The sequence below is a fragment of the Pseudomonas sp. NPDC090201 genome (assembly GCF_044746825.1).
In the GTDB taxonomy this organism is placed as follows: domain Bacteria; phylum Pseudomonadota; class Gammaproteobacteria; order Pseudomonadales; family Pseudomonadaceae; genus Aquipseudomonas; species Aquipseudomonas putida_AD.
Window position 1 is genome coordinate 1 of sequence record NZ_JBIVCX010000006.1, and the last position, 26784, is coordinate 26784.

Consider the following 26784-nt stretch of genomic DNA (forward strand, 5'->3'; position numbering starts at 1 on the left):
TCGAGGGAAGTCCGACGAAGGAGGACCCCAGCCAGGAGCAAATGGTTTGCCTACTTTCCCGAAAGAAAGTAGGTCGCCCGTAAGGGGCGAAACCCATAAGCCCAGCCAACACGACAATGGATATGTCCCGAATGCGAGCGTCACGGTGGTTTAGAATTCGGTGAGCATATCCGGTTGTGATGTTGACTCTGAATCCCCTTTCCGCCCTTACGGCGGGTCACTTTGTTTCGGCAAAGTAACCAAACCATTTGCGACAGGCTGGGCCGCGACTTCGTCTCGGTTCCCGCACTCCGGCGCCGCTCCGTGGGTCCGCCGTGATGGGCCATCCATGGCCTGCACGGCTTTCGCGGCTTCCTGCCGCTCAACCCACTGCGCGACACCTGCGTTCGGCCTGGCGCCTTGACGTCGCGTTTGGCGGTGACTGGACTTGCGCGTAAGAAGAGCAAAAGCAAAAGCAAAAGCAAAAGCAAAAATTGAGCGCTTCGCGCTTGTTATTGTTGGGCTTGGCGGACCTGATTTTCCAGCTCGGCCTTGAGGCTCGGTTCAAGCTTCAGTTGGCGGGCCAATTCATCCAGGTATGCGCGCTCCATGAAGTGCTCCTCATCGACCATCATCACACTGGCCAGGTACATCTCGGCGGCGATTTCCGGGGTCTGGGCGGCGCGGGCGACGTCGGCGGGGTCCAGCGGTTTGTTCAGCTCGGCGTGGAGCCAGTGCTGCAACTGTGGATCGCCGGTCAGGCGGGTGAATTCGCCCTCGATCAACTGCCGCTCATTGTCATCCACATGCCCATCGGCCTTGGCCGCCGCCACCAGCGCCTTGAGGATCGCTTCGCTGTGCTGCTCGACCTGAGCGGGCGGAACGCGGTCGACGGTTTGCGGTTCGGCGGCACTCGCAGCGCCCTGGTTGGCCTGCCAGTTGTCATAGGCCTTGTAGGCCAGCACTCCCAGCGCGGCCAGGCCGCCGTAGGTCAGCGCCTTGCCGCCGATCTTGCGCGCTTTCTTGTTGCCCAGCAGCAAACCCATGGCCCCGGCCGCCAGCGCGCCGCCTCCGGCCCCGGACAGAAACCCGCCTGCATTACCGCCAGCGACCTTGCCGAGCAAGTCACCCAGGCCGCCCTGCCCGCCGCTGCCCTGAACGCTTCTGCCTTGGCCGCCAGCCTTGCTTTGCAGCAGGTCCTGGCCGGATTTCAACAACTGATCGAGCAAGCCGCGCGTATTCATGGAAAACCTCGTGATAACGGAACAGACCATTCGACTCGCAGGTTAAGGCGAAGTCGTCAGGCCCGGTTTTCGGGAGTGCTTCCAGATGTTGCGGCGGTATTCCAGGCCGCTGGCAGCCTTTCTAAAAAAACGATATACACTCGACAAAATCAAAAAAACCAAGCGAGCGACCCTTTTCATGATGACGCTGCGCCAGATCCGTCACTTCATCGCCGTGGCCGAGACCGGATCGATTTCCGCTGCGGCCCAGGCGGTGTTCATTTCCCAGTCCACGTTGACCCTGGCCATTCAGCAACTGGAAGAGGACATCGGCGTCAGCCTGTTCAGCCGCCACGCCAAGGGCATGACCCTGACCCATCAGGGGCACCAGTTCCTGCGGCAAGCGCATCTGATTCTCGCCACCGTGGAAAACGCCAAGCGCAGCCTGCAACAAGGCGCCGAACAGGTGGCCGGGCAACTCATCATCGGGGTGACCAGCCTGGTAGCCGGTTATTATCTGGCGGACCTGTTGATCCGCTTTCAGCGCGCCTACCCCAATGTCGACATCCGCGTCATGGAGGACGAACGCCCATACATCGAGCATTTGCTGGTCAGCGGCGAGATCGATGTCGGGGTGCTGATCCTGTCCAACCTCGAAGACCGCCACGCGCTGCAGACAGAAGTGCTGACCCACTCCCCGCACCGGTTGTGGCTCCCGGCGCAGCATCCGCTGCTTGAGCACGACAACATCAACCTGAGCGACGTGGCGTGCGAGCCGCTGATTCAGCTCAACGTCGACGAGATGGGGGTCAACGCCCAACGCATCTGGTCCCGCGCCGGGTTGCAGCCGAAGGTAACGCTGCGCACCGCGTCCACCGAGGCGGTGCGCAGCCTGGTGGCCGCAGGGCTTGGCGTCTCGATCCAGCCGGACATGACCTACCGGCCCTGGTCGCTGGAAGGCGACATCATCGAGGCGCGCCCGATTGCCGACCTGACCCAGACGCTGGACGTGGGTCTGGCCTGGCGCCGGGGCACGGCACGGCCTTCGCTGGTCGATCCCTTCTTGAGCGTGGCCCGGGAACAGCCGCATCCCGGACGCAGGCCATCGATTTAATCGAACGCTGCATTCTTTATTTAGAATTTGTCGAGCGCTTTATGTGGCACTAGGCTCTGAGGCTTGGAAACAGTTCCATCTTCGTCGCGGGCAAGCGCGCTCCTACAGGGGAATGTGATCAATTGTAGGAGCGCGCTTGCCCGCGACGACGTTGGCATCAACGACCGTTTCATCGGATCGGACACTGACACAAGGACGCTCGAACAATGGCTGGCACTGCAACCCCACAAATCTTCACCTCGCTGTTGATCGACGGTGAACTGGTCGCGGGCCAGGGGTTTGTCGAGCCGATCGTCAATCCGGCCACCGGCGAGGTGCTGGTTCATATCGCCGAAGCCAGCATCGAGCAGGTAGAAAGCGCGATCTTGGCCGCCAACCGCGCGTTCATCGGCTGGTCCCGGACCACCCCGCAACAACGCTCCAACATTCTGCTCGGCATCGCCGACGCCATCGAAAAACACGCCGACCACCTCGCCCGCCTGGAATCGCTGAACTGCGGCAAGCCGCTGCACCTGGCGCGTCAGGATGACCTGAGCGCCACCGTCGATGTGTTTCGCTTCTTTGCCGGTGCCGTGCGCTGCCAGACAGGACAGTTGTCCGGTGAATACGTGCCGGGCTACACCAGCATGGTGCGCCGCGACCCGATTGGTGTCGTTGCGTCCATCGCACCGTGGAACTACCCGATCATGATGGCCGCCTGGAAAATCGCCCCGGCGCTGGCGGCGGGCAACACCCTGGTGTTCAAGCCATCGGAGCACACGCCGCTGTCGATCCTCGCGCTGGCCCCGGTGTTCGCAGACCTGTTGCCCAACGGCGTGATCAATATTGTCTGCGGTGGCGGCGAAGGGGTCGGCAGCCACCTGGTCAGCCATCCGAAAGTGCGCATGGTGTCGCTGACCGGCGATATCGTCACGGGCCAGAAAATCCTCCAGGCCGCTGCCAAGACCCTCAAGCGTACTCACCTGGAACTGGGCGGCAAGGCGCCGGTGATCGTCTGCAATGACGCCGACATCGCCGCAGTGGTCGAAGGCGTGCGCACCTACGGCTACTACAACGCAGGCCAGGATTGCACCGCCGCCTGTCGCATCTACGCCCAGGCCGGGATCCACGACAAGCTGGTGGCCGAACTCGGCGCCGCCGTCAGCAGCCTGCGCTTTGCCAGTAAACGCGACGCCGATAACGAAATCGGGCCACTGATCAGCCCCCGTCAACGCGACCGCGTGGCCAGCTTCGTCGAGCGCGCCCTGAGCCAGCCACACATCGAACGCATCACCGGCGCCGCCGTGCATTCAGGTCCGGGCTTTTTCTATCAGCCGACCCTGCTCGCAGGCTGCAAACAGGGCGACGAGATCGTCCAGCGCGAAGTGTTCGGCCCGGTGGTGACCGTGACCCGCTTTGACGAACTCTCCCAGGCCGTGGACTGGGCCAACGACTCCGAATACGGCCTGGCCTCCTCGATCTGGACCCAGAATCTGGACAAGGCCATGCAGGTTGCGGCGCGTCTGCAATACGGCTGCACCTGGATCAACAGCCATTTCATGCTGGTCAGCGAAATGCCCCACGGCGGCTTGAAGCGCTCGGGGTACGGGAAAGATCTGTCCAGTGATTCGCTTCAGGACTACAGCGTGGTGCGCCACATCATGGCCAGGAGCAGCTACGAGCTGTAAGCGGCAAGCTTCAAGTAAAGCAATAAGAACAGCTGTACCTGCGATCTTCCAGCTACAAGTAAAGGGCATGAGTGACGACCTCTTGCCGCTTGAAGCTCGCAACTGATGTCTCTCTGCCCAAGAACATAAATAAACGAGGGGAAGCACCATGTCAGTACACAAGACCGCGCTCCTGAGCGCCATCATCACTGCGCTGTTCGCCAGCGGCACGCTGCAAGCGGCCGAAGCGCTCAAGGCTGTCGGCGACGGCGAAGGCCAGCTGGATATCGTCGCGTGGCCGGGCTACATCGAGCGCGGCGAGAGCGACAAGGCCTATGACTGGGTCACCGGCTTCGAGAAGGAGACCGGCTGCAAGGTCAACGTCAAGACCGCTGCCACCTCGGACGAGATGGTCAGCCTGATGACCAAGGGCGGTTATGACCTGGTGACGGCATCCGGCGATGCTTCGCTGCGCCTGGTGGCAGGCAAGCGGGTGCAGCCGATCAACACCGACCTGATCCCCAACTGGAAGAGCCTGGATCCGCGCCTGAAGGACGGGCCGTGGTACACCGTCAACAAGCAAACCTACGGCACGCCCTACCAGTGGGGCCCGAACGTGCTGATGTACAACACCAATGTGTTCAAGACGCCGCCAGTGAGCTGGAGCGTGGTGTTCGAGCCGCAGAACCTGCCGGACGGCAAGCCGAACAAAGGCCGCGTGCAGGCCTACGACGGCCCGATCTACATCGCCGACGCTGCGCTGTATCTGAAATCCGCCAAGCCGGAACTGAAGATCGAAGATCCCTACCAGCTCACCGAAACCCAGTACAAGGCCGTGCTCGACCTGTTGCGCGCCCAGCACCCGCTGGTGCACCGCTACTGGCATGACGCGACGGTACAGATGAGCGACGTGAAAAACGAAGGCGTCGCCGCGTCCAGCTCCTGGGGCTACATGGTCAACGGCCTGGTGGCCGACAAGCAGCCTGTGGCCTCGACCATCCCGCAGGAAGGCGCCACTGGCTGGGCCGACACCACCATGCTGCACGCCGACGCCAAGCACCCGAACTGCGCCTACAAGTGGATGGACTGGTCGCTGCAACCCAAGGTCCAGGGCGACGTAGCCGCCTGGTTCGGCTCGCTGCCGGTGGTGCCCGCGGCGTGCAAGGGCAGTGAACTGCTGGGCGCCGAAGGTTGCGCCACCAACGGCTTCGACCTGTTCGACAAGATCGCCTTCTGGAAAACCCCCGAGGCCCAGGGCGGCAAATACGTGCCGTACAGCCGCTGGACCCAGGATTACATCGCGATCATGGGCGGGCGTTAACCCCCGACTTACAGCGTAACGCCTGTAGGAGCGCGCTTGCCCGCGACAGCGATCTGTCTGAGACGTTGATGGTGCATGACACACCGTCGTCGCGGGCAAGCGCGCTCCTACAAAGTTCGGCGCCCTCTCGTCACACCTACACCGCCGGTACCGGCCCTTTCGCGGATCGATCCGCTCCCACGAGGGCCAATTGGAGTTTCACCATGACCCTTGCAGTCCAGTTCACCCACGTTTCCCGTCAGTTCGGCGAAGTGAAGGCCGTTGACCGGGTTTCCATCGATATCAAGGACGGCGAGTTCTTTTCCATGCTCGGCCCCTCGGGCTCGGGCAAGACCACCTGCCTGCGCCTGATCGCAGGCTTCGAGCAGCCCAGTGCAGGCTCGATCCGCATTCACGGCGAGGAAGCCGCAGGGCTGCCGCCCTACGAGCGAGACGTCAACACGGTGTTTCAGGACTACGCGCTGTTCCCCCACATGAACGTGCGCGACAACGTCGCCTACGGCCTCAAGGTCAAAGGCGTGGGCAAAAGTGAACGCCTGGCCCGCGCCGAAGAAGCCTTGAGCATGGTGGCGCTCGGCGGCTACGGCGATCGCAAGCCGGTGCAACTTTCGGGCGGCCAGCGCCAGCGTGTGGCCCTGGCCCGCGCACTGGTCAATCGCCCGCGTGTGTTGCTGCTGGACGAACCCCTCGGCGCCCTTGATCTGAAGCTGCGCGAGCAGATGCAGAGCGAGCTGAAAAAGCTTCAGCGCCAACTGGGCATCACCTTCATCTTCGTCACCCACGACCAGACCGAAGCGCTGTCGATGTCCGACCGCGTGGCGGTGTTCAACAAGGGCCGCATCGAGCAGGTCGATACCCCGCGCAACCTGTACATGAAGCCGGCCACCACTTTCGTCGCCGAGTTCGTCGGCACCTCCAACGTGCTGCGCGGCGAACTGGCGCAACACCTGAGTGGCAAACCCAACGCGTTCTCGATTCGTCCCGAGCACATCCGCTTCGCCGATGGCCCTGTGGGCAGTCACGAGATCGAAGTCAGCGGCCTGCTCCACGACATTCAGTATCAGGGCAGCGCCACCCGCTACGAGCTGAAACTGGACAACGGCCAGACCCTGAGCGTCAGCCAGGCCAACACCCAGTGGCTGGACACCAGCGCGCAGCACCAGCCCGGCCAGCGCGTCACCGCACGCTGGGCCCGCGAGGCGATGATCCCGCTGCATGACACCGTTGCCGAGGCCCAGTGAGATGAGCCAGACACTCACCCATTCAGCGCCGATGCCAGGGCAATCGCCCATGCGGCGCTTCTCCAGCCTGCTGTACCGACGGCCCAACCTGTACCTGTCGCTGCTGCTGATTCCGCCGCTGCTGTGGTTCGGCGCGATCTACCTCGGCTCGCTGCTGACCCTGCTGTGGCAAGGTTTCTACACCTTCGACGACTTCAGCATGACGGTCACCCCGGACCTGACGCTGGTCAACTTCGGCGCGCTGTTCAACCCGTCGAACTTCGACGTGATCCAGCGCACGCTGAGCATGGCCATCGCCGTGTCCATCGCCAGCGCCATCGTCGCCTTTCCCATCGCCTACTACATGGCGCGCTACACCACGGGCAAGACCAAGGCGTTTTTCTACATCGCGGTGATGATGCCGATGTGGGCCAGTTACATCGTCAAGGCCTACGCCTGGACGCTGCTGCTGGCCAAGGGCGGCGTGGCGCAGTGGTTCGTCCAGCACTTGGGGCTGGAGCCGGTGTTGCAGGTGATCCTGGGGATTCCCGGCGTGGGCGGAAGCACCTTGTCGACCTCGCATCTGGGGCGGTTTCTGGTGTTCGTCTACATCTGGCTGCCGTTCATGATCTTGCCGATCCAGGCCTCCCTCGAACGCCTGCCGCCCTCGCTGCTGCAAGCCTCGGCGGACCTGGGCGCCAAACCCCGGCAGACCTTCATGCAGGTGATCCTGCCGCTGTCGGTGCCGGGCATTGCCGCAGGTTCGATCTTCACCTTTTCGCTGACCCTGGGCGACTTCATCGTGCCGCAACTGATCGGCCCGCCCGGCTACTTCATAGGTAGCATGGTCTACGCCCAGCAAGGCGCCATCGGCAACATGCCCATGGCCGCAGCCTTCACGCTGGTGCCGATTGTGCTGATCGCCATTTACCTGTCCATCGTCAAGCGACTGGGAGCTTTCGATGCGCTCTAAGCCGGTTATCAAACAAGGCGATCAGGCCTCATGGGGCCTGAAAATCGCCGCCTGGGGCGGGCTGGTGTTCCTGCACTTCCCGATCCTGATCATCTTCCTGTACGCCTTCAACACCGAGGACGCAGCCTTCAGCTTCCCGCCTCAAGGGTTTACCTTGAAGTGGTTCAGCGTGGCGTTCTCGCGGCCCGATGTGCTGGAGTCGATCAAGCTGTCGCTGCAGATCGCCTGCGTCGCCACGCTGATCGCCCTGGTGCTGGGCACCCTGGCGTCGGCGGCGTTGTATCGCCGGGACTTCTTCGGCAAGGACGGCATCTCGCTGATGCTGATCCTGCCCATCGCCCTGCCCGGCATCATCACGGGGCTTGCGCTGTTGTCGGCGTTCAAGACGCTGGGCATCGAACCCGGGATGTTCACCATCATCGTCGGCCACGCGACCTTCTGCGTGGTGATCGTCTACAACAACGTCATCGCCCGCCTGCGCCGAACGTCCCACAGCCTGATCGAGGCGTCGATGGACCTGGGGGCCGACGGCTGGCAAACCTTCCGCTACATCATCATGCCCAACCTGGGTTCGGCGCTGCTGGCCGGCGGCATGCTGGCGTTCGCGCTGTCGTTCGACGAAATCATCGTCACCACCTTTACCGCAGGGCATGAACGCACCCTGCCGATCTGGCTGCTCAACCAGCTCAGCCGCCCTCGCGACGTACCGGTGACCAACGTCGTCGCGATGCTGGTAATGACCGTGACCATGCTGCCGATTCTCGGCGCCTATTACCTGACCCGCGGCGGCGAAAGCGTGGCCGGCAGTGGCGGGAAATGACGTAGCTGCGGACAACAAACATCCCCTGTGGGAGCGAGCTTGCTCGCGAAGAGGCCGGCAGATCCAACGCATATGCCGGCCGGCAGATTGCCTTCGCGAGCAAGCTCGCTCCCACAGGAACACAACAATGCGTCTGGAGAGGACAAAACCCATGCAAACCAAACTGCTGATCAACGGCCATCTGGTCGCCGGTGAAGGTCCCGCGCAACCGGTGTTCAACCCCGCGCTGGGCCGGGTGCTGGTGGAAATCAACGAGGCCACCGAAGGCCAGGTCGACACCGCCGTGCGCGCCGCCGATGCCGCGTTCGAAAGCTGGTCGCAGACCGCGCCGAAAGACCGCTCGCTGCTGTTGCTCAAACTGGCCGACGCCATCGACGCCAATGCCGAAGAACTGGCGCGCCTTGAGTCGGACAACTGCGGCAAGCCTTACCACGCCGCGCTGAACGATGAGCTGCCGGCGATTGTCGATGTGTTCCGCTTCTTCGCCGGGGCCAGCCGCTGCATGGGCGGCTCGGCAGCAGGCGAATACTTGCCCGGCCACACCTCGATGATTCGTCGCGACCCGGTGGGTGTGATCGCCTCCATCGCACCCTGGAACTACCCGCTGATGATGGTGGCCTGGAAGATCGCCCCGGCCCTGGCTGCCGGCAATACCGTGGTATTGAAACCGTCCGAGCAGACCCCGCTCACCGCGCTGCGCCTGGTGGAGCTGGCCAACGACATCTTCCCCGCTGGCGTGCTCAACCTGGTGTTCGGCCGCGGCCAGACTGTCGGCAATCCGCTGGTCACTCACCCCAAGGTGCGCATGGTGTCGCTGACCGGCTCCATCGCCACCGGCTCGCACATCATTTCCAGCACCGCCGACAGCGTCAAACGCATGCACATGGAGCTGGGCGGCAAGGCCCCGGTGATCATCTTCGACGACGCCGACATCGACGCGGCGGTCGAGGGCATTCGTACCTTCGGCTTCTACAACGCAGGCCAGGACTGCACCGCAGCCTGCCGCATTTACGCGCAGAAGGGCATCTACGAGAAGTTCGTCGAGAAGCTCGGCGAGGCGGTCAGCACCATCAAGGTCGGCCAGCAGGATGACCCGGAAACCGAACTCGGCCCACTCATCACCGCGCAACATCGCGACCGCGTGACCGGCTTCGTCGAGCGCGCCGTGGCGCAATCCCACACCCGCCTGGTAACCGGTGGCAAGGCCATCGAGGGCAACGGTTTCTTCTTCCAGCCAACGGTGATTGCCGATGTGCAGCAGGACGACGAGATCGTGCGCCGCGAAGTGTTCGGGCCGGTGGTATCGGTCACCCGGTTCGACGATGAAGCACAGGTGCTGGGCTGGGCCAATGATTCGGATTACGGCCTGGCGTCGTCCGTCTGGACCCAGGACGTGGGCCGAGCCCACCGGCTGTCTGCGCGCCTGCAGTACGGCTGCACCTGGGTGAACACCCACTTCATGCTGGTCAGCGAAATGCCCCACGGCGGGCAGAAGCTGTCTGGTTATGGGAAGGACATGTCGATGTATGGGCTGGAGGATTACACCACGGTGCGGCATGTGATGTTCAAGCACTGATAAACCCTTGTAGGAGCGCGCTTGCCCGCGATGGCAGTGTGTCACTCAACACATCAGGTGCAGACGTACCGCAATCGCGGGCAAGCGCGCTCCTACACGGCAACGAATTCCAACGATCATTCGCGCTACCGGCAACGGCTTTAAAACAATAACTACCGATCCTGGCTGGCCCTTGCGGCACAGCCACGGGTTCGGCCATCCAAAATCTGCCGATTTTCTGGAGAAACACCATGAGCAGCGTCCCTGTTCCACCGGCCGCCGACCACGACGCCGAGCAACTGAGAAAACTGGGCTACACCTCCAACTTCAACCGCAGCATGACCCTATGGGAAAACTTCGCGCTGGGCTTTACCTACCTGTCGCCGGTCGTCGGCGTCTACACCCTGTTCGGACTGTGCCTGGCCGCAGGCGGGCCGCCGATGTTCTGGGCCTATCTGCTGGTGGGCATCGGCCAGATGCTGGTGTGCCTGGTGTTCGGCGAAGTGGTCTCGCAATTCCCCATCTCCGGCGGCGTATACCCTTGGGCACGGCGCCTGGTGGGCAAGCGCTGGGCGTGGATGGTCGGCTGGATCTACTCCATTGCCCTGTGCGTGACCATCGCCGCCGTGGCGGTGGGTGCAGGTCCCTACCTGGCGGCCATGATGGGCTTCGAACCGAGCGCCAACACCAACATCGTCATCGCTCTGGTGCTGACGCTGTTCGCCACGCTGGTCAACCTGAGCGGCACCAAGGTACTGTCGCGCATCGCCATGTTCGGCTTTCTCTGCGAGCTGATCGGTGCGGTGCTGGTGGGCGGCTACCTGCTGATCTTCGAGCGTCATCAGCCGCTGAGCGTGTTCTTCAACACCTTCGATATCCGCATCGACGGCTCTTACCTGCCGGCCTTCCTCACCGCCTCCCTGGCCGGGATGTTCCTTTATTACGGCTTCGAAGCCTGTGGCGACGTCGCCGAAGAAACGCCCAACCCGAGCAAACAGATCCCGCGCGCCATGCGCATGACCATCTGGATCGGCGGCGCCGCCGCGATGTTCGCCTGCCTGGCGCTGATCCTCGCCGTGCCGGACATGAACGCCGTCATCAACGGCACCGACAAGGACCCGGTCACCACCATCCTCAGCAATGCCTTCGGCGTGACCGGCTCCAAAGTGGTGATGGCGATCGTCATGGTCTCGTTCATCTCCTGCGTCATCAGCCTGCAAGCCGCCGCCAGCCGGTTGCTGTACGCCTACGCCCGGGATGAAATGATCATCGGCAGCCACCTGCTCAAACGCATCTCGCCCAACACCCAGGTGCCGGTCGCTGCGCTGTTCGTCTCCGGCGTGCTGCCCGCGATCATCATCTGCATGGGCTTCGTGCTGCAGGACGCCGTCGCCACCATCGTCAGCTTCGCGGCCATCGGCATCTACCTCGCGTTCCAGATGATCGTCCTCGCCGCCCTCTTCGCCCGCATGCGCGGCTGGGTCCCGAGTGGCCAGTTCAGCATGGGCAAATGGGGCCTGCCGGTGAACCTCGGCGCGCTGATCTACGGCGTGCTGGCGATCATCAACATGGCCTGGCCGCGCACCCCGGATGCGGCGTGGTACATCAATTACTCGATGGTGCTGACCACCGTGATCGTCATCGCCCTGGGGCTGATCTACATGTGGATCGGCCGGCCGTATGACCACGGGACTGCGCCAGCCGGGGATGCGTGGAAGAGCGGGAGGTGACATAAGTGCCTGCTTGAACAACGCGAGGACAAATTCGGACGTGAGACACATCTCACGTCCCCTTTTCCTACAAACCGACCCTTGGTTATAATCCGGCGGTATCATATTTTGATACCATGAATACCAGACAAGCCAAGACCTTAAAAATCATCTTTTCCAGGCCTGTTCCCAGCACGCTGGAATGGAGCCGAATCGAGGCTCTGTCCCATGCACTGGGCGCAAGAAGCATCGAAGGAAATGGTTCCAGGGTTCGATTCGAACTCAACGGGGTGGTGGCCACATTCCACCGCCCTCACCCAGACAAGGAAGCCAAACCGTATCAGATTCGTGATGCGCGAACGTTCCTGGAGCAAGCAGGAGTTACCCCATGAACATCATGAATTACAAGGGATACGCAGCCCGAATCAACTACAGCGACGAAGATGGTCTGTTCGTGGGACACGTTGCCGGCGTCCGCGATGTCATCGGTTTTCACGGTGAGTCCGTCCATGAGCTGCGGGCAGCCTTCGAAGAAGCGGTCGACGATTATCTCGATACTTGTGCGAAGCTGGGCCGCGCACCACAAAAAACCTATTCCGGGAAATTGAGCCTGCGCCTGGAGCCCGCGCTTCACGCAAGCGTCGCGTGCAAGGCTGAGCTTGCTCACAAAAGCATCAATCAGTGGGTCAGCGATTTGCTCTGTCACGCGACGCAAACCTGATTTTAATTTGATATCACCCGCAACCCCTGAACGTTCCCATGGTCAACAGTGAATGCGCTGCTTTGGATGGGCAGGGGTTTTCTGGCACTCATATGATGGCCAAATCGCTTAAAGCCTCATCCAACAACCATTCAATTGGATATGAATGGCAGGGACTCTTTCGATCCGGCTCCGTATACTGATTTCTTCTGACTGGAGCCTGTCCGTTGACCAGATACCCCCGCTTCCCCGCAGGTGACAGTCAGGCTGGTCTCACGCTCAGGCAGATCGACTTGAGCGCAGAGCTGAGTTGCCTGTGGGAGATTTCTCCGGACTTACTGGCGATGGTCGATCCCAATGGCTTGTTCCTACGGGTCAGTCCTGCCTGGACGACGGTCCTGGGTTACCAATCCCACGAACTGGTCGGCACTCATGTCACGAGCCTGGCTCATCCGGACGACGTGCACGCCACCGAGTCAGCGCTGACCCAGGCCACCAGCGGCGTTCTGCCATTGTTCGAGAATCGCTACCGGCACAAGGACGGTTCCTACCGCTGGATCGGCTGGACCGCAGCGCCCGACCACGGCCTGATCTTCGCCCTGGGCAAGGACATGAGCGCCGAAAAAGAGCGATCGGCTGCCCTGCGCGCCGCCGAAGATGCGTTGCGCCAATCGCAGAAAATGGAAGCGGTCGGACAACTGACCGGTGGGCTGGCCCATGACTTCAACAACCTGCTGATGGGCATCAGCGGCAATATCGAATTGCTCAAAGGCCGTGTCGCCAAAGGGCGGACCGAGAACCTTGCGCGCTACATCGACTCGGCCCTGGAAGGCTCACGCCGGGCCGCTGCGTTGACCCATCGCCTGCTGGCATTTTCACGCAGGCAGACGCTGGATCCGCAACCTGTCGATGTCGATGATCTGGTCGACGGGATGGCTGAACTGATCAGGCGTACGGTCGGACCTTCCATTGCCATGGACATCATCGGCACGCCAGGGCTGTGGCCAACGCTGGTCGATCTGCATCAGCTGGAAAACTCCCTGCTCAACCTGTGCCTCAACGCCCGCGACGCCATGCCCGAGGGTGGCCAGGTGTTGATCGAAACCTGCAACACGCAGCTCGACCCGCTACAGGCCGCCGAGCTGGAGCTGCCTGCCGGGCGTTATGTGATGCTGTGTGTCAGCGACAACGGATGCGGCATGACCCAAGAGGTGGTCAAGCGCGCTTTCGACCCGTTTTTCACCACCAAACCCATTGGCATGGGCACGGGGCTGGGGCTTTCGATGACCTACGGCTTTGCCCGCCAGTCCGGCGGTGGCGTGCATATCCATTCGGTGCCGGGGTGCGGCTCGCGGGTCTGCATCTATCTGCCGGCCTACACCGAGGTGGCCGCGGTGAGCGCTGAACCTCATGCACACCTTGATCCGCTGACACACACCAGTGGCGGCGAGACGCTGCTGGTGGTCGATGACGAACCCTCGGTGCGTGCATTGATGATCGAAACGCTGACCGATCAGGGCTACACAGTGCTTGAGGCGGACACTGGCCCAGGTGCACTGACCATCCTGCAATCGCGCCAGCACATTGACCTGCTGGTCTCGGATGTCGGCCTGCCCGGTGGCATGAATGGCCGGCAGTTGGCCGACGCGGCGCGGGCATTGCGACCCGGGCTCAAGGTGTTGTTCGTGACCGGTTATGCGGAAAACGCCGCACTGGGGAAGGGACGGCTTGAGCCGGGGATGCACGTGCTGACCAAACCCTTTTCGATTCCGGTGCTCAGCGAGCGGGTGAAGGGGTTGCTTGAAGGGTGACCGGTCTTGAGGCCGCCCCCGCCGGCAAGCCGTGCTGCTACGGGTTCGTCCCGAATGACATGACCACGCGCCTCCTTTGTGGGAGCTGGCTTGCCAGCGAATACTTGGGGTCAGCCGCCATCATCGCTGCATGACCCACCGCTTTCGCGGGCGAGCCCGCTCCCACAGTCGTTAGTTTCGCCCACTGTCCTGAGCGCTCTTCAATCGCGCAAATCCGACTCGTGGATCGGTTGGTCGCGGTGGGTTGCGCGTTGGTATTGCGCCGGCCATACGGCGTTGCGACCGCCCAGGTCGTCGTCGGCGTGTAGGGGCCAGTACGGGTCACGCAGCAGCTCGCGGGCCAGCAGGATCAGGTCGGCCTGCCCCGTGCGCAGGATGGTGTCGGCCTGGAAGGGTTCGGTAATCATACCCACCGTCCCCGTGGCGATGCCCGACTCGCGGCGCACACGCCCGGCGAACTCGGTCTGGTAGCCCGGCCCCACAGGTATCTCGGCATTGGCCGCGGTCCCGCCCGAAGACACATCGATCAAGTCCACCCCCAGCGCTTTCAACCGCTTGGCCAGCTCCACGGTTTCATCGGGATTCCAGCCATCCTCGACCCAGTCGGTCGCCGACACGCGCACGAACACCGGCAACTCCTGCGGCCAGACGTTACGCACGGCTTCGGACACTTCCAGGGTCAGACGAATGCGGTTCTCGAACGAGCCGCCATAACGGTCCTGGCGCTGATTGCTCAACGGCGACAGGAACTGGTGCAACAGGTATCCATGGGCGGCATGGACTTCCACCACCGAGAACCCTGCCTCCAGCGACCGTTTGGCGGCATCGACGAAGGCCTGGATGACCTTCTGGATCTGCGACTCGTCCAGCGGCGTGGGCGGCGTGTGCTGGGGATCGAAGGCGATCTTCGAGGGCCCCCAAGGCGTCCAGCCACCTTCATCGGCCTTGATGCTGCCGTGCTTGCCCAACCAGGGGCGGAAGGTGCTGGCCTTGCGCCCGGCGTGGGCCAGTTGAATGCCCGCCACCGCGCCTTGGGCAGTGATGAATCGAGTAATGCGTTGCAGTGGGGCGATCTGCTCGTCGTTCCAGATCCCCAGGTCTTCCGGGGTGATGCGGCCATCGCGCGTCACGGCAGCGGCTTCGGTGAAAATCAGGCCGGCACCGCCCACGGCACGACTGCCAAGGTGGACCAGATGCCAGTCATTGGCCAGACCGTCGGCGCAGCAGTACTGGCACATCGGCGAAACCACGATGCGATTGCGCAGGGTCAGTTGGCGAAGGGTGTAGGGTTCAAGCAACAGGCTCATGGGCACCTCTCAGGGTCGAGTCTAAGGTTCCTTCTCGTTCTGAACCTTGAGCCTAGTCGACAACCTGAGAGAAGTGGGGTTCCTGGTCCCTGATTCAGCGCGGCGAGATATGCGCCACCATCAATTGCACCGTCTCGTTGCCACGAAACTCGTTCAGGTCCAGCTTGTAGGCCAGCTCGACCCAGCGAATGCCCGGGTTAGGCCATACGTCACGGTCGATGCTGAACGCGATGCCATCGAGCTTCACCGTGCCACATTCGGTCTTGAGCACCATCTTCAAATGCCGTTCGCCAACGATGCGCTGCTCCACCAGCTGGAACACGCCATGGAACAGCGGCTCAGGGAAATGCTGGCCCCAGGGACCGGCATTGCGCAGGGCGCGGGCCAGTTCCAGGTGGAACTCCTCGACGGCCAGCGTGCCGTCAGACAGCAGCCGGCCGGTCAGGTCCTCTTCGGTGAGCTGACGACGCACTTCGGCATCGAAGGCATCGCAGAATGCCGGGAAGTTTTCCTCGGGCAGCGACAGCCCGGCCGCCATAGCGTGGCCACCAAACTTGCTGATCAACTCAGGATGCTTGGCCGCCACGGCGTCCAGCGCGTCGCGAATGTGAAAGCCCGGCACCGAGCGCGCGGAGCCTTTCAATACGCCCTCCCCGGCACTGGCGAAAGCGATGGTTGGGCGGTGATAGCGCTCTTTGAGGCGCGAGGCCAGAATCCCGATCACACCCTGGTGCCACTCGGCCTCGAACAGGCACAGGCCGAACGGCATCGATTCCACCGGCAGATCCTTGAGCTGGGCTAGCGCTTCACGCTGCATGCCCTGCTCGATGGATTTGCGGTCCTGGTTCAACTCATCCAGTTGTACGGCCATTTCCCGGGCCAGGGTTTCGTCCTCGCAGAGCAGGCATTCGATGCCCAGGCTCATGTCGTCCAGACGCCCGGCAGCGTTCAGCCGCGGGCCGAGGATGAACCCAAGGTCGGTCGAGGTGATGCGCGACGCTTCGCGGCGGGCAACTTCCAGGATCGCGCGCAAGCCAGGCCGTGCGCGACCGGCGCGAATACGCATCAGCCCCTGATGCACCAGGATGCGGTTGTTGGCGTCCAGCGGTACGACGTCGGCCACGCTGCCCAGCGCCACCAGGTCCAGCAGTTCGCCCAGATTCGGCTGGGCGCGGCCATTGGCCTCGAACCAGCCGAGCTCCCGCAGTCGCGCGCGCAGCGCCATCAGCACGTAGAACATCACGCCAACGCCGGCCAGCGCCTTGCTCGGAAAGGTGCAGCCGGGCTGGTTCGGGTTGACGATGGCGTCGGCGGCGGGCAGTTCATGGCCCGGCAAGTGGTGATCGGTCACCAGCACTTGCAGCCCCGCCGCCTTCGCAGCGGCAACGCCTTCGACGCTGGAAATGCCGTTGTCCACGGTCATCAGCAGATCAGGCTGGCGCTCGAGGGCCACGCCGACGATTTCCGGGGTCAGGCCGTAGCCATATTCGAACCGGTTGGGCACCAGGTAATCGACATGAGCAGCGCCCAGCAGGCGCAGGCCCAGCACGCCGACGGTACTGGCCGTGGCGCCGTCGGCATCGAAATCGCCGACGATGAGAATGCGCTGGCGCTGCTGCAAGGCCGTCACCAGCAGATCGACGGCGGCATCGATGCCCTTGAGCTGCTGATACGGAATCAGCCGCGCCAGCCCCTTGTCCAGCTCATCCTGCGAAACGACGCCGCGCGCCGCGTACAGGCGAGTCAGCAAGGGTGGCAGGTCGCCGAGAAATGGCAGGGTGTCGGGCAACTGGCGTGATTCGATGCGCATGCGGTTTCCGCTGATGTTCTTCTTTTGAGCTTTTGATGTGTGGCAGAAGGCTGAGGCAGCGGATCAGCCGCGCTCACCTGCCAGCCACTGCAACTGCACTTCATGCTGGCCGCGATCGTCGGTGACGAACACCGTGCCTTCGCTGATCATCACGTCCCACTTGATCGCCCGGGGCATGTCCTTGGCCAGGGTTTCCAGCACATCCTGCGGCACCGCAGCGATGTTGACGTTCTTCAGCGCCTTGGCGGCGGGTACCACCTTGCCTTCCCAGACGCGCAGGCTGCCGTAGGCCAGCAGGCTGGTGCGCTCGGTGCGGCGCGAGCACCAGGTCAGACGGTCAACGTCCGGCTGGCCGACTTCGATCCAGTGCAGGACACGGTCGTCCAGGCTTTTTTCCCACAATGCAGGTTCATCGACTTCCGACAGACCACGGCCGAACGACAGCTGCTCGTTGTACCAGAGCGCGTAGGCCAGCAGGCGCACGGCCATCCGTTCTTCGGTTTCGGAAGGATGGCGGGCGATGGTCTGCTTGACGTTTTCGTACACCCCGCGATCAAGGTCGGTGAGGTTCAGTTCGAATTTGTAGGTCGTGGACGGCTGGGCCATGAACGGGCTTCTAAAGGCTGGAAAGGCGCCAAGTCTACCCGATGCCGGCCCATTGAACGACCGGACCGTGCACCTTGCCAGCCGATCTGTGTAAATAGCCGGGCCGGACCCTGATCCCGGTGCTTTACTGATCCAACGGTGACGAGTGTTAAACAAATGATCCACAACGCCGATACCTTGGTGCGAGACCCTCTAGCATGAAGTACACAGCGCGGCCCGTTGCGACGACAGGCCTTAGTGATCAGGGTTGTGCCAGTCCGGGCAGCCGTCAGCTTTTTCAGGATTCATATCGACGGATGGTCAATCGTTCTTCCCACCGCCACAGAGCCGGGCTTGTGGCACTGCTTTTCACATCGGCACTGGGTACCACGGCCGGAACGGCAGAAGCCAAGGAAACGCTGACGTGGCTGTTGCGTGATTTTCCGCCGCTGACCATATTTGCAGGCCCGCAGGCCGGCCAGGGCGCCATCGACAGGATCATGCCCGAGCTGATCGCCCGCATGCCCGAATACGAGCACCAGATCATGCACGTGAACCGCGCACGGGGAACGCAGATGCTGCAGGATCCCGATGTGTTCGCCTGCGACCCCACCCTGCTGTGGACCCCGGAACGGGACAAGACCATCCTGTTTTCGATTCCGACTTACGCAACGCCGGGCAACGGCATCACCATCGAACGCAGCAACCACAAGCTGTTCGCGCCCTACCTGACTGAAGATGGCCATCTGGACCTCGCTGCGGTACTGGCGAGCAATACGGTCAAGGTCGGCATTGTCGGCGAGCGCAGCTACGGTCCGGTGATCGACAAGGTCATCCGTTCCACGACGCAGCCGGACAACCTGATCCTGCACTACGGCAACGCCGCCGTGGGCAGCATGTTGCAGATGGAACGCATGGATCGCTTCCAGGCCATCATCAGTTACTGGCCGGAGGCACGGTTTCACGCACAGCAACAGGGCATCGCGCTGGATGAACTGGAGTTTTTTCCGGTCAAGGATGCGCCCAAGTACCAGTTCGCCCATATCGGTTGCTCGAAGACGGACAAGGGCCGTGCGGCCATCGAGATCATCAATCGGGAAATGCGCACGTTGCGCGTGACCCGGCTGATCGGCTTCTACGCCGAGTGGATGGTCAAGAAAGAGGAATACCTGCGCGACTCCAAAACCTTTTTCGACGACGCCGGCGAGTGAGCCATCCGACACAGGCGAGCGGGCAAAAAGAAACCCCGAGCAGCGGGGAGACTACTCGGGGTCAACCGTGGTCCATCTTGGACCCGTACGGCAGGCAACATAAACACCGGAGCACAATGCCTGCGCCTGCCGTAATGGATAGGAGCCTATCGGACCCGGAAGGTTCCGCAGGCATCAGACAAAAGCCCGACCGGCGGCATAGGCAGCAGATTGCGAAACGTTGCGCATGGCCGCGATGACGCAAGGCTCGATGCGCCCCTCTGCCACCATCAAGTCACGATGCAAGCCGTCTACCACGTCGGTCAGCTGGCGTTTGTCACACAGTTGCCCGGCCGAAAAAACCCTTTCGATCACGATCGCACCGGCCGCATTTCTCAGCGTCACCAGACGCTCGCCATTCACACCGGCAGCCCCCAGGCTCGCCTGATACGGTGCCAGTGCTTCGCTTAGCAGTAAGCTGATATTTTCCATCTGGTTCACCACTCAAGAGGTTGAATGCAAAGGTGCTTATCAATGACCACCGGCAAGCGCACAAAGTTCGTCCTGCCGTAGCCTGGGTGATTGCCCCCTACCCGTTCACTGGAGCATGCCTGCCCAATGTGACAGGCAGAATTCATGCCGAAGACACCGGGCGGGCGCCCTTGCACTCACTCAGTTCGGTCCAGCCCCCGACCAATCCCTGCAACTGTCCGTCCGCCAGATAAAAGGGTGCTGACCATTGCCGGGTCTCCAGCCGCCGCCCTGGGAGATCCAGGCAACGGTCCACAAGCACTGGCTCCCGTGATTGCAGCAGCCCCATGTGTTCTTCATGCATCGCCAGCGCGACAGCCTTGGGAATGAGGTCGACGTCGATCAGTCGCCGCCCGTTCATCTGCTCGAAGCTGATGCCCAACGCCTGCTCGTAACTGGCGTTGCAGGCCACCAGACGACCGGTCAGGTCCCGCACATACAGAGGCTGGGGGATGCCGTCGAACAACGCCCGCTGAAACACCAGTTGATCATTCAGCTGTCTCTGGGCGTGCATGCGTTGATGGATCTGGCCTCTGATCCTGTGGCGCCAGAACAGCGAAACGCCCACCGACAGCGTTGTCATCGCCAGTAACCAATAGACCCAACCCGGGATGCGGTGCAACAAAGGCTCCTGCGGCATGACGCCGCCGAGCCATTTCATGCGAATGGCGCGCAGCTCGGCCACGGGAAACTCCACCAGGGCCTTGTTGAGGATGCTGAGCAGTTCGGGATGCTCCTTGACCACCGCCAGGCGATCCGGGGACCAGCGCCCCTCGACACCGCGTCCGACCTTCAAGCGCCCACGGCCGGCCATCACCGCTCCGGCCTCATTCTGAATGGTCGCATCCGCTTCCCCGGCCTCCACCAGCGCCCGGGCCTCCTGATAGGTCGGAACCAGCCGCAGTTTGATACCGGGCGCGCTGGTGCGGATGAACTCAAGCAGGGCATGGCCCGTCGGCATCGCCAGAACCTTTCCCGACAACTCGGTGAGAGTGACCGGGGATTCACGATCATCACGGATCACATAGACCCAGCTGTGCCCGCCGTAGGCATAGGTGAAGTCGAGGAATTTCCGGCGTTCGGACGATTCGGCCAGCGTGGTGTTCATGTCGGCGGATCCGGCGCGCAGGACCTCGATGGCGGCCTGGGTCGAAGGCATCGCCTCATGTACGAACATCAACCCCGTCATGCGCGAGATGCGGTTGAGCACATCGATGTTCAGCCCCACCCATTGGCCGTGTTCGTCCTTGTAGATATAGGGCGGGTGCAGGGTCGAGGCCACCATCACTTGCGGGTGACGACGGACCCACGCCTGCTCGTCGGGACTGAGGCGAATCCTCTGGCGCCCGGCATCGACGCCCAGCCCGCTGGTCCAGCGGTGCAGGATTTCACGGGCGACCGACTCGTCCAGCTCATCCAGTGACCGGTTGAACAACCCGAGCAATTTCGCGTCTTGCTCCCGCATGGCAAAGGCGAAACCTGCCGCTGGCAACAGGCTGTCGAACCGGATCTGCAACCCCAGGTAGCGGCGCATGCTGATGTAGGCACGTGCGACGACCTCATTGACGATGACAGCATCGGCTTCACCGTGCTCCAGGGCCTCCATGGCGCTGTAGAGCGTGGGCGCCAGGATGACCTGGCTTTTCGGGTAGATACGCTCCACGGCGGCGATGTCGGCGTATCCGTCCTGGAGGATCACGCGCTTGCCGACCAACCCGGCGCTCAGGGAATGGTCATTTTCCCGGACTACGACCACCGCCCGGTCTGGCAGGTATTCACGGGTGAACGCCAGACCGCCGATCCCGCGATCATAGCGATTCGCGCTGGCCAGCACATCGACGCTGCCCTCGAGCAGCGCCTCGACCATATCCTCGGGCCGGGCGAAGCCGGTGATCTGTAACGTCACCCCGAGCTTTGCGCCGACCAGGCTCAGATAATCGGCACTCAGGCCCTGATAGCGATTGCGGTCGCTGGTGATGTCGATGGGTTCGTAGTCGGCCGTTGCAATCGCGACCCGCACCACCCCACGTTCGTCGAGCCACTGGCGGTCATGGCTGTCGAGCGTTAGTGCCGATTGCGCCACGAATGGCGGGCTCAGGTTGAATGGAAGCTTTTCGGTGCCGTTCGCTGCCGGCGCGAAAACACATGCCAGCACCAGGAGGGTGCACAACAGGCGTTCGATTGTTCGGGTCTGGACGGGCACTCCCTGCTTGTCCATGTTCATGTACTGCACCCCACGTATTGATCCGGGAAATCACAAATGTCCGGAAAGTGTGGCACGCACAAACAAGAAGGCCCGCTGGAGAGCGGGCCTTAGTTGTTACACGGAGCAACCGTCAGAGCGGCTTGCCACGGTTACCATGCTGGCTGACAAAGGCCTGCATGGCCTTGAGGTCGTTCGGCAGCACGGTGCAGCGCTCGTCGCGTTCGAACAAATCAGACAAATGTGCAGGCAGCTCGAGTGCTTTTCCTACACCGGCCTTCTGTACGGCTTCCGGGAACTTGACCGGGTGCGCGGTGCCCAGCACCACCATCGGCGTGTCCAGGCTGCGACGGCAATCACGAGCCGCCTTCACCCCGATGGCGGTGTGCGGATCGAGCAGCTCGCCAGTGCTGGCGAATACTTCAGCGATGCTCTCGCAAGTCTGCTCGTCGGTGACGGCCAGGGAGTCGAACAGCTTGCGGGTTTCGGTCCAGCGGTCTTCTTCGACACTGAAACCGCCACCCTTCTTGAAGCTTTCCATCAGCTCGGCAATAGCCGCACCGTTGCGACCGTGCATGTCGAACAGCAGGCGTTCGAAGTTCGACGACACCATGATGTCCATGGACGGCGACAGCGTGGCGTGCAGGGTTTCCTTGACGTACTGGTTGCCGCTCATGAAGCGGTGCAGGATGTCGTTGCGGTTGGTGGCCACGATCAGCTGGCTGATCGGCAGACCCATGTTGCGGGCCAGGTAACCGGCGAAGATGTCGCCGAAGTTGCCGGTCGGTACCGAGAACGCCACCGAACGCGCAGGGCCGCCCAACTGCAGGGCCGCGTGGAAGTAGTAGACGATCTGGGCCATGATCCGCGCCCAGTTGATCGAGTTCACCGCCACCAGCCGCGTGCCTTTGAGGAAGCTCTGGTCAGCGAAGCTGTTCTTGACCATTTCCTGGCAGTCGTCGAAGTTGCCTTCGATGGCGATGTTGTGGATGTTGTCGCCGAAAATGGTGGTCATCTGGCGGCGCTGAACGTCCGAGACACGGTTGTTCGGGTGCAGGATGAAGATGTCGACGTTGTCGCAGCGACGGCAGCCTTCGATGGCCGCAGAACCGGTATCGCCGGAAGTGGCACCGATGATGACCACGCGCTCGCCGCGCTTTTCCAGCACGTAGTCGAGCAGGCGACCCAGCAGTTGCAGGGCGAAGTCCTTGAACGCCAGGGTCGGACCGTGGAACAGCTCCATCACCCATTCGTTACCGTTGAGCTGACGCAGCGGCGCCACGGCGTTGTGAGCGAATACGCCGTAGGTTTCTTCGAGAATCTTCTTGAAATCGGCATCGGGAATGCTGCCGGTGACGAACGGACGCATGACCCGGAAGGCCAGTTCGTGATACGGCAGACCGGCCCAGGAAGCAATTTCTTCCTGGGTGAAACGTGGCAGGTTCTCAGGGACGTACAGACCGCCATCGCTGGCGAGGCCGGCGAGCAGGACGTCTTCGAAATTCAGGGCCGGCGCCTGGCCGCGAGTACTGATATAGCGCATTGGGGCAAACCTTTGGTTTGAGCGGCAAGCTCCAAGCTGCAAGCCACAAGTAAAAGCGAATCCGTTTTTACCTGCCTGGCGCAGCATGAAGCTCACCGCGAAGTTGTTTTGCTCTTGCTTGAAGCTTGCAGCTTGAAGCTTGTAGCTGTCTTAGTTCAGATGTTCTACGCGGATACGAACGACCGGGCCGGCAACGCCTTCCAGCGCTTCCAGGGCCTGAATGGCGTCGTTGATGCGCTTTTCCACCACGCGGTGAGTCAGCAGGATCATCGGGACCAGGCCGTCCTGTTCCTCGGCTTCCTTCTGCATGATCGACTCGATGTTGATGCCGCGCTCGGACAGGATGCTGGCCACCTGAGCCAGTACGCCCGGGTGATCCTTGGCCTGGATGCGCAGGTAGTAGGCACTCTCGCACGCCTCGATCGGCAGGATCGGGTGGGCCGACAGCGAGTCCGGCTGGAAGGCCAGGTGCGGCACGCGGTTTTCCGGATCGGTGGTCAGGGCACGCACCACGTCTACCAGGTCAGCGACCACGGACGATGCAGTCGGCTCCATGCCGGCGCCGGCGCCGTAGAACAGCGTCGAACCTGCGGCATCACCGTTGACCATGACGGCGTTCATCACACCGTTGACGTTGGCGATCAGGCGATCGGCCGGGATCAGCGTCGGGTGCACGCGCAGCTCGATACCGGCCGGCGTACTGCGGGCCACGCCCAGGTGCTTGATACGGTAGCCCAGCGCTTCGGCATAGTTGACGTCAGCGGTGGTCAGCTTGGTGATGCCTTCGGTGTAGGCCTTGTCGAATTGTAGCGGGATGCCGAACGCAATGGACGCCAGGATGGTCAGCTTGTGCGCCGCATCGATGCCTTCGACGTCGAAGGTCGGGTCGGCTTCGGCATAACCCAGCGCCTGGGCTTCGGCCAGCACGTCAGGGAAGGTACGGCCCTTCTCGCGCATCTCGGTCAGGATGAAGTTGCCGGTGCCGTTGATGATGCCCGCCACCCAGTTGATGCGGTTGGCAGACAGGCCTTCACGAATGGCCTTGATCACCGGAATGCCGCCAGCCACAGCGGCTTCGAACGCGACGATCACGCCCTTCTCGCGGGCCTTGGCGAAGATTTCGTTGCCGTGCACGGCGATCAGCGCCTTGTTCGCAGTAACCACGTGCTTGCCATTCTCGATGGCCTTGAGCACCAGTTCGCGGGCGACGGTGTAGCCACCGATCAGCTCGATGACGATATCGATTTCGGGGTTGCTGGCCACGTCGAATACATCGGCGGTGGTCGCGGTACCGGTAATCTGGCAATTGGGGTTTGGCCTACGCATGGCAATCTGCGCCACTTCGATTCCACGCCCGGCACGGCGGGCAATTTCCTCGGCGTTACGCTTTAGCACATTGAAGGTACCGCCACCGACAGTACCCAGCCCACAGATGCCTACTTTGACCGGTTTCACTATGAACTCCCCATGAAACGGCCGGCGTTCAGCCAGCCGTGAAACAGCCGCATTGCAGTGCGGCTCACTGTTGAATTACTTGGCGCTCAATGCCAGTTTGGCGACTTGCGGCGCCGGCTGGTAGCCCGGGATCACCTGGCCGTCGGCCAGAACGATGGCCGGCGTGCCGTTCACGCCGATTGACTGGCCGATCTCGAACTGTTTGGTGACCGGGTTATCGCACTTGGGCGCCTTGATGTTCTTGCCATCGACCATGCGGTCCATGGCGTCGCGACGATCCTTGGAGCACCACACGGCCTGCAGTTGTTCGTCACCCGGCGAGCCCAGGCCCTGACGCGGGAACGCCACGTAACGCACTTCGATGCCGCGCTTGTTCAGCTCAGGCACTTCGCCATGCAGTTTGTGGCAGTACGGGCAGGTGGTGTCGGTGAATACGGTGATGTGCGATTTGGTTTCACCCACGGCCGGATAAACCACCATCTCGGCGCTCGGAATGCCGTTGATGGTCTTGGAGATCGCCTGACGCTCGACCTTCTCGGTCAAATTGACCGGCTTGCCGCCCTGGATCTGGTACAGGTTGCCCTGCATCACGAACTGGCCGTCGGCGCTGGCGTAGAGCACGCGGCCGCCCTTGAGATTGACCTCATACAGGCCATTGAGCGGGCTGCTGGAAATACTTTCGACAGGAATCTCCAGGTTCAGCGATTCCAGGGTCTTGCGGATGGCCTTGTCGGACGCTTCGTCAGCGTGGGCGAACAGGCTCAACGTGCTGGCCAGCGCTACGACGGCAGCGCCAATAATACGAGTCACGCGCATGAAAACTCCTCGGGCGGTGAGCAGACGGGCGAAATGGAAAACGTTGGACACAAGCGGTACCGGAAGGTTTTCGTGGCTCCAATCTGCGAAACCGGCAAAGCCTATCACATAAGGCTCGCAACACCGACGCCGACTGATGTAAGACACGTCGTTTATTGCCTGGGGTTTTATCCTCGCGGGTGATGCGTGGCGTGCAGATCCTGCAGACGGGCGCGGGCAATGTGGGTGTAGATCTGGGTGGTGGACAGATCGCTGTGGCCCAGCAACATCTGCACCACGCGCAGGTCGGCCCCGTGGTTGAGCAAGTGGGTGGCGAAGGCATGGCGCAGCGTGTGGGGCGACAGCGACTTGCCGATTCCGGCCACCTTGGCCTGCAGCTTGATGCGGTGCCAGAAAGTCTGGCGCGTCATCTGCTCGCCGCGCAGGCTGGGGAACAGTACGTCGCTGGGGCGGCCGTTGAGCAACTCCTGACGGGCATCACGCATATAGCGCTCGACCCAGACAATGGCCTCTTCACCCATGGGCACCAAACGCTCCTTGCTGCCCTTGCCCATGATGCGCAACACGCCCTGGCGCAGGTTCACCTGCTCCAGCGTCAGACTGACCAGTTCGGTGACGCGCAGCCCGCAGGCGTAGAGCACTTCCAGCATGGCCCGGTCACGCTGGCCGATGGCTTCGCTCAGGTCGGGGGCTGCGAGCAGCGCCTCGACGTCGGCTTCGGAGAGGGACTTGGGCAGCGGCTTGCCGAGCTGCGGCATGTCGACCTGCAAGGTTGGATCGATCGAAATCAGCTTTTCACGCAGCAGGTACCGGTAGAAGCCCCGCACTCCCGAGAGTAATCGTGCAGTGGAGCGCGCCTTGTAGCCATTGTCCACGCGCCAGGCCAGATGATCGAAAATCGCCCCACGCCCCACCGCCATCAGGTCGATGCCTCTTTCCTGCAGCCATCCGTTGAACAGCGTCAGATCGCTGCGGTAAGAATCGCGGGTGTTGTCCGACAGCCCCTTCTCAAGCCACAAGGCGTCGAGAAAGCGGTCGATCATGGGGTGGTCGATGGCGGGCATGGAATTGGTCTTGAAAGGGGAACAGCGGAAGTCTTTCATATCCAACAGACCAGCACAAAACTGTAGGAGCGCGCTTGCCCGCGACGGCGGCGCATCTGACCCAGATATGCCACCTGACACACCGCGGTCGCGGGCAAGCGCGCTCCTACAGGGATTGGGGCGTTTGCGCGATCTGGGGCTGACCACCGCACTGTAGCAGCACGGCTTGC

21 protein-coding genes and 1 pseudogene are annotated in these 26784 nt (G+C 62.2%); 12 read left to right on the forward strand and 10 right to left on the reverse strand.

Features of this window, described 5'->3' with window-relative positions; translation table 11 throughout:
- Nucleotides 1-491: 491 nt before the first annotated feature.
- Nucleotides 492-1223, reverse strand: coding sequence for a tellurite resistance TerB family protein (locus ACIPOO_RS17685; RefSeq protein ID WP_400608735.1), 732 nt, complete (start codon nucleotides 1221-1223; stop codon nucleotides 492-494).
- A gap of 178 nt (nucleotides 1224-1401) precedes the next feature.
- On the opposite strand from ACIPOO_RS17685, the gene ACIPOO_RS17690 reads away from it, so the two are divergent.
- From ACIPOO_RS17690 to ACIPOO_RS17740, 11 genes and pseudogenes are all read left to right on the forward strand, one after another.
- Complete coding sequence (locus tag ACIPOO_RS17690; protein ID WP_274133762.1) at nucleotides 1402-2316, forward strand: LysR substrate-binding domain-containing protein; 915 nt, start codon at nucleotides 1402-1404, stop codon at nucleotides 2314-2316.
- A 206-nt stretch (nucleotides 2317-2522) separates the two neighbouring features.
- Nucleotides 2523-3983, forward strand: a complete 1461-nt coding sequence (locus tag ACIPOO_RS17695; RefSeq protein ID WP_400608736.1) for a gamma-aminobutyraldehyde dehydrogenase — start codon at nucleotides 2523-2525, stop codon at nucleotides 3981-3983.
- Nucleotides 3984-4131: 148 nt separating this feature from the next.
- On the forward strand, nucleotides 4132-5283 hold the full coding sequence (gene ydcS / locus ACIPOO_RS17700) for a putative ABC transporter substrate-binding protein YdcS (protein WP_400608737.1): 1152 nt from the start codon (nucleotides 4132-4134) through the stop codon (nucleotides 5281-5283).
- Nucleotides 5284-5486: 203 nt separating this feature from the next.
- Nucleotides 5487-6524 carry an ABC transporter ATP-binding protein gene (locus ACIPOO_RS17705; protein ID WP_400608738.1) on the forward strand — a complete coding sequence of 346 codons (1038 nt, stop codon included), beginning with the start codon at nucleotides 5487-5489 and terminating at the stop codon, nucleotides 6522-6524.
- A gap of 31 nt (nucleotides 6525-6555) precedes the next feature.
- Entirely contained in the window at nucleotides 6556-7476 is a 921-nt protein-coding gene (locus ACIPOO_RS17710) for an ABC transporter permease (protein ID WP_400608933.1), read from the forward strand.
- On the forward strand, nucleotides 7466-8296 hold the full coding sequence (locus tag ACIPOO_RS17715) for an ABC transporter permease (RefSeq protein WP_274133767.1): 831 nt from the start codon (nucleotides 7466-7468) through the stop codon (nucleotides 8294-8296). The genes ACIPOO_RS17710 and ACIPOO_RS17715 overlap by 11 nt, the downstream gene beginning before the upstream one ends.
- 151 nt (nucleotides 8297-8447) lie before the next feature.
- The gene (locus tag ACIPOO_RS17720) at nucleotides 8448-9872 is read left to right on the forward strand and encodes a gamma-aminobutyraldehyde dehydrogenase (RefSeq protein ID WP_400608739.1); all 1425 of its coding nucleotides are present in this window, start codon (nucleotides 8448-8450) and stop codon (nucleotides 9870-9872) included.
- A 230-nt stretch (nucleotides 9873-10102) separates the two neighbouring features.
- Entirely contained in the window at nucleotides 10103-11581 is a 1479-nt protein-coding gene (locus tag ACIPOO_RS17725; protein ID WP_274133769.1) for an APC family permease, read from the forward strand.
- A gap of 116 nt (nucleotides 11582-11697) precedes the next feature.
- On the forward strand, nucleotides 11698-11952 hold the full coding sequence (locus ACIPOO_RS17730; protein WP_400608740.1) for a type II toxin-antitoxin system HicA family toxin: 255 nt from the start codon (nucleotides 11698-11700) through the stop codon (nucleotides 11950-11952).
- On the forward strand, nucleotides 11949-12281 hold the full coding sequence (locus tag ACIPOO_RS17735; protein ID WP_274133771.1) for a type II toxin-antitoxin system HicB family antitoxin: 333 nt from the start codon (nucleotides 11949-11951) through the stop codon (nucleotides 12279-12281). Before ACIPOO_RS17730 ends, ACIPOO_RS17735 begins: the two co-directional genes overlap by 4 nt.
- A gap of 281 nt (nucleotides 12282-12562) precedes the next feature.
- Nucleotides 12563-14071 (forward strand): annotated as a pseudogene (locus ACIPOO_RS17740) (response regulator); the annotation flags it as partial.
- 200 nt (nucleotides 14072-14271) lie between these two features.
- On the opposite strand, the gene ACIPOO_RS17745 reads toward ACIPOO_RS17740, so the two are convergent.
- The 3 genes from ACIPOO_RS17745 to ACIPOO_RS17755 all read right to left on the reverse strand — a co-directional run bounded on the left by ACIPOO_RS17745 (nucleotide 14272) and on the right by ACIPOO_RS17755 (nucleotide 17794).
- A complete protein-coding gene (locus ACIPOO_RS17745; protein ID WP_274133773.1) occupies nucleotides 14272-15378 on the reverse strand; it encodes an NADH:flavin oxidoreductase/NADH oxidase in 1107 nt (368 codons plus the stop codon).
- A gap of 94 nt (nucleotides 15379-15472) precedes the next feature.
- Nucleotides 15473-17188, reverse strand: a complete 1716-nt coding sequence (recJ, locus tag ACIPOO_RS17750) for a single-stranded-DNA-specific exonuclease RecJ (protein WP_400608741.1) — start codon at nucleotides 17186-17188, stop codon at nucleotides 15473-15475.
- A 63-nt stretch (nucleotides 17189-17251) separates the two neighbouring features.
- Nucleotides 17252-17794 (reverse strand): YaeQ family protein, encoded by a 543-nt coding sequence (locus tag ACIPOO_RS17755; RefSeq protein WP_274133775.1) that lies wholly within the window; start codon nucleotides 17792-17794, stop codon nucleotides 17252-17254.
- A 296-nt stretch (nucleotides 17795-18090) separates the two neighbouring features.
- Here ACIPOO_RS17755 and ACIPOO_RS17760 point away from each other — a divergent pair, with 296 nt between their 5' ends.
- On the forward strand, nucleotides 18091-18984 hold the full coding sequence (locus ACIPOO_RS17760) for a TIGR02285 family protein (protein ID WP_400608742.1): 894 nt from the start codon (nucleotides 18091-18093) through the stop codon (nucleotides 18982-18984).
- A 174-nt stretch (nucleotides 18985-19158) separates the two neighbouring features.
- Here the strand turns inward: ACIPOO_RS17760 and ACIPOO_RS17765 are convergent, their stop codons facing one another.
- The 6 genes from ACIPOO_RS17765 to xerD all read right to left on the reverse strand — a co-directional run bounded on the left by ACIPOO_RS17765 (nucleotide 19159) and on the right by xerD (nucleotide 26575).
- Nucleotides 19159-19455 carry a DUF3509 domain-containing protein gene (locus ACIPOO_RS17765; protein WP_274133777.1) on the reverse strand — a complete coding sequence of 99 codons (297 nt, stop codon included), beginning with the start codon at nucleotides 19453-19455 and terminating at the stop codon, nucleotides 19159-19161.
- Nucleotides 19456-19597: 142 nt separating this feature from the next.
- Nucleotides 19598-21718 carry a transporter substrate-binding domain-containing protein gene (locus ACIPOO_RS17770; RefSeq protein ID WP_400608743.1) on the reverse strand — a complete coding sequence of 707 codons (2121 nt, stop codon included), beginning with the start codon at nucleotides 21716-21718 and terminating at the stop codon, nucleotides 19598-19600.
- Nucleotides 21719-21830: 112 nt separating this feature from the next.
- Nucleotides 21831-23240, reverse strand: a complete 1410-nt coding sequence (thrC, locus tag ACIPOO_RS17775; protein ID WP_400608744.1) for a threonine synthase — start codon at nucleotides 23238-23240, stop codon at nucleotides 21831-21833.
- A 150-nt stretch (nucleotides 23241-23390) separates the two neighbouring features.
- The gene (locus tag ACIPOO_RS17780; protein WP_274133780.1) at nucleotides 23391-24695 is read right to left on the reverse strand and encodes a homoserine dehydrogenase; all 1305 of its coding nucleotides are present in this window, start codon (nucleotides 24693-24695) and stop codon (nucleotides 23391-23393) included.
- Nucleotides 24696-24770: 75 nt separating this feature from the next.
- Nucleotides 24771-25511: a bifunctional protein-disulfide isomerase/oxidoreductase DsbC gene (gene dsbC, locus ACIPOO_RS17785; protein WP_400608745.1), complete on the reverse strand. Its 741-nt coding sequence runs from the start codon at nucleotides 25509-25511 to the stop codon at nucleotides 24771-24773.
- Between the two features lie 167 nt (nucleotides 25512-25678).
- The gene (gene xerD / locus ACIPOO_RS17790) at nucleotides 25679-26575 is read right to left on the reverse strand and encodes a site-specific tyrosine recombinase XerD (protein WP_400608746.1); all 897 of its coding nucleotides are present in this window, start codon (nucleotides 26573-26575) and stop codon (nucleotides 25679-25681) included.
- Between the last annotated feature and the right edge of the window lie 209 nt (nucleotides 26576-26784).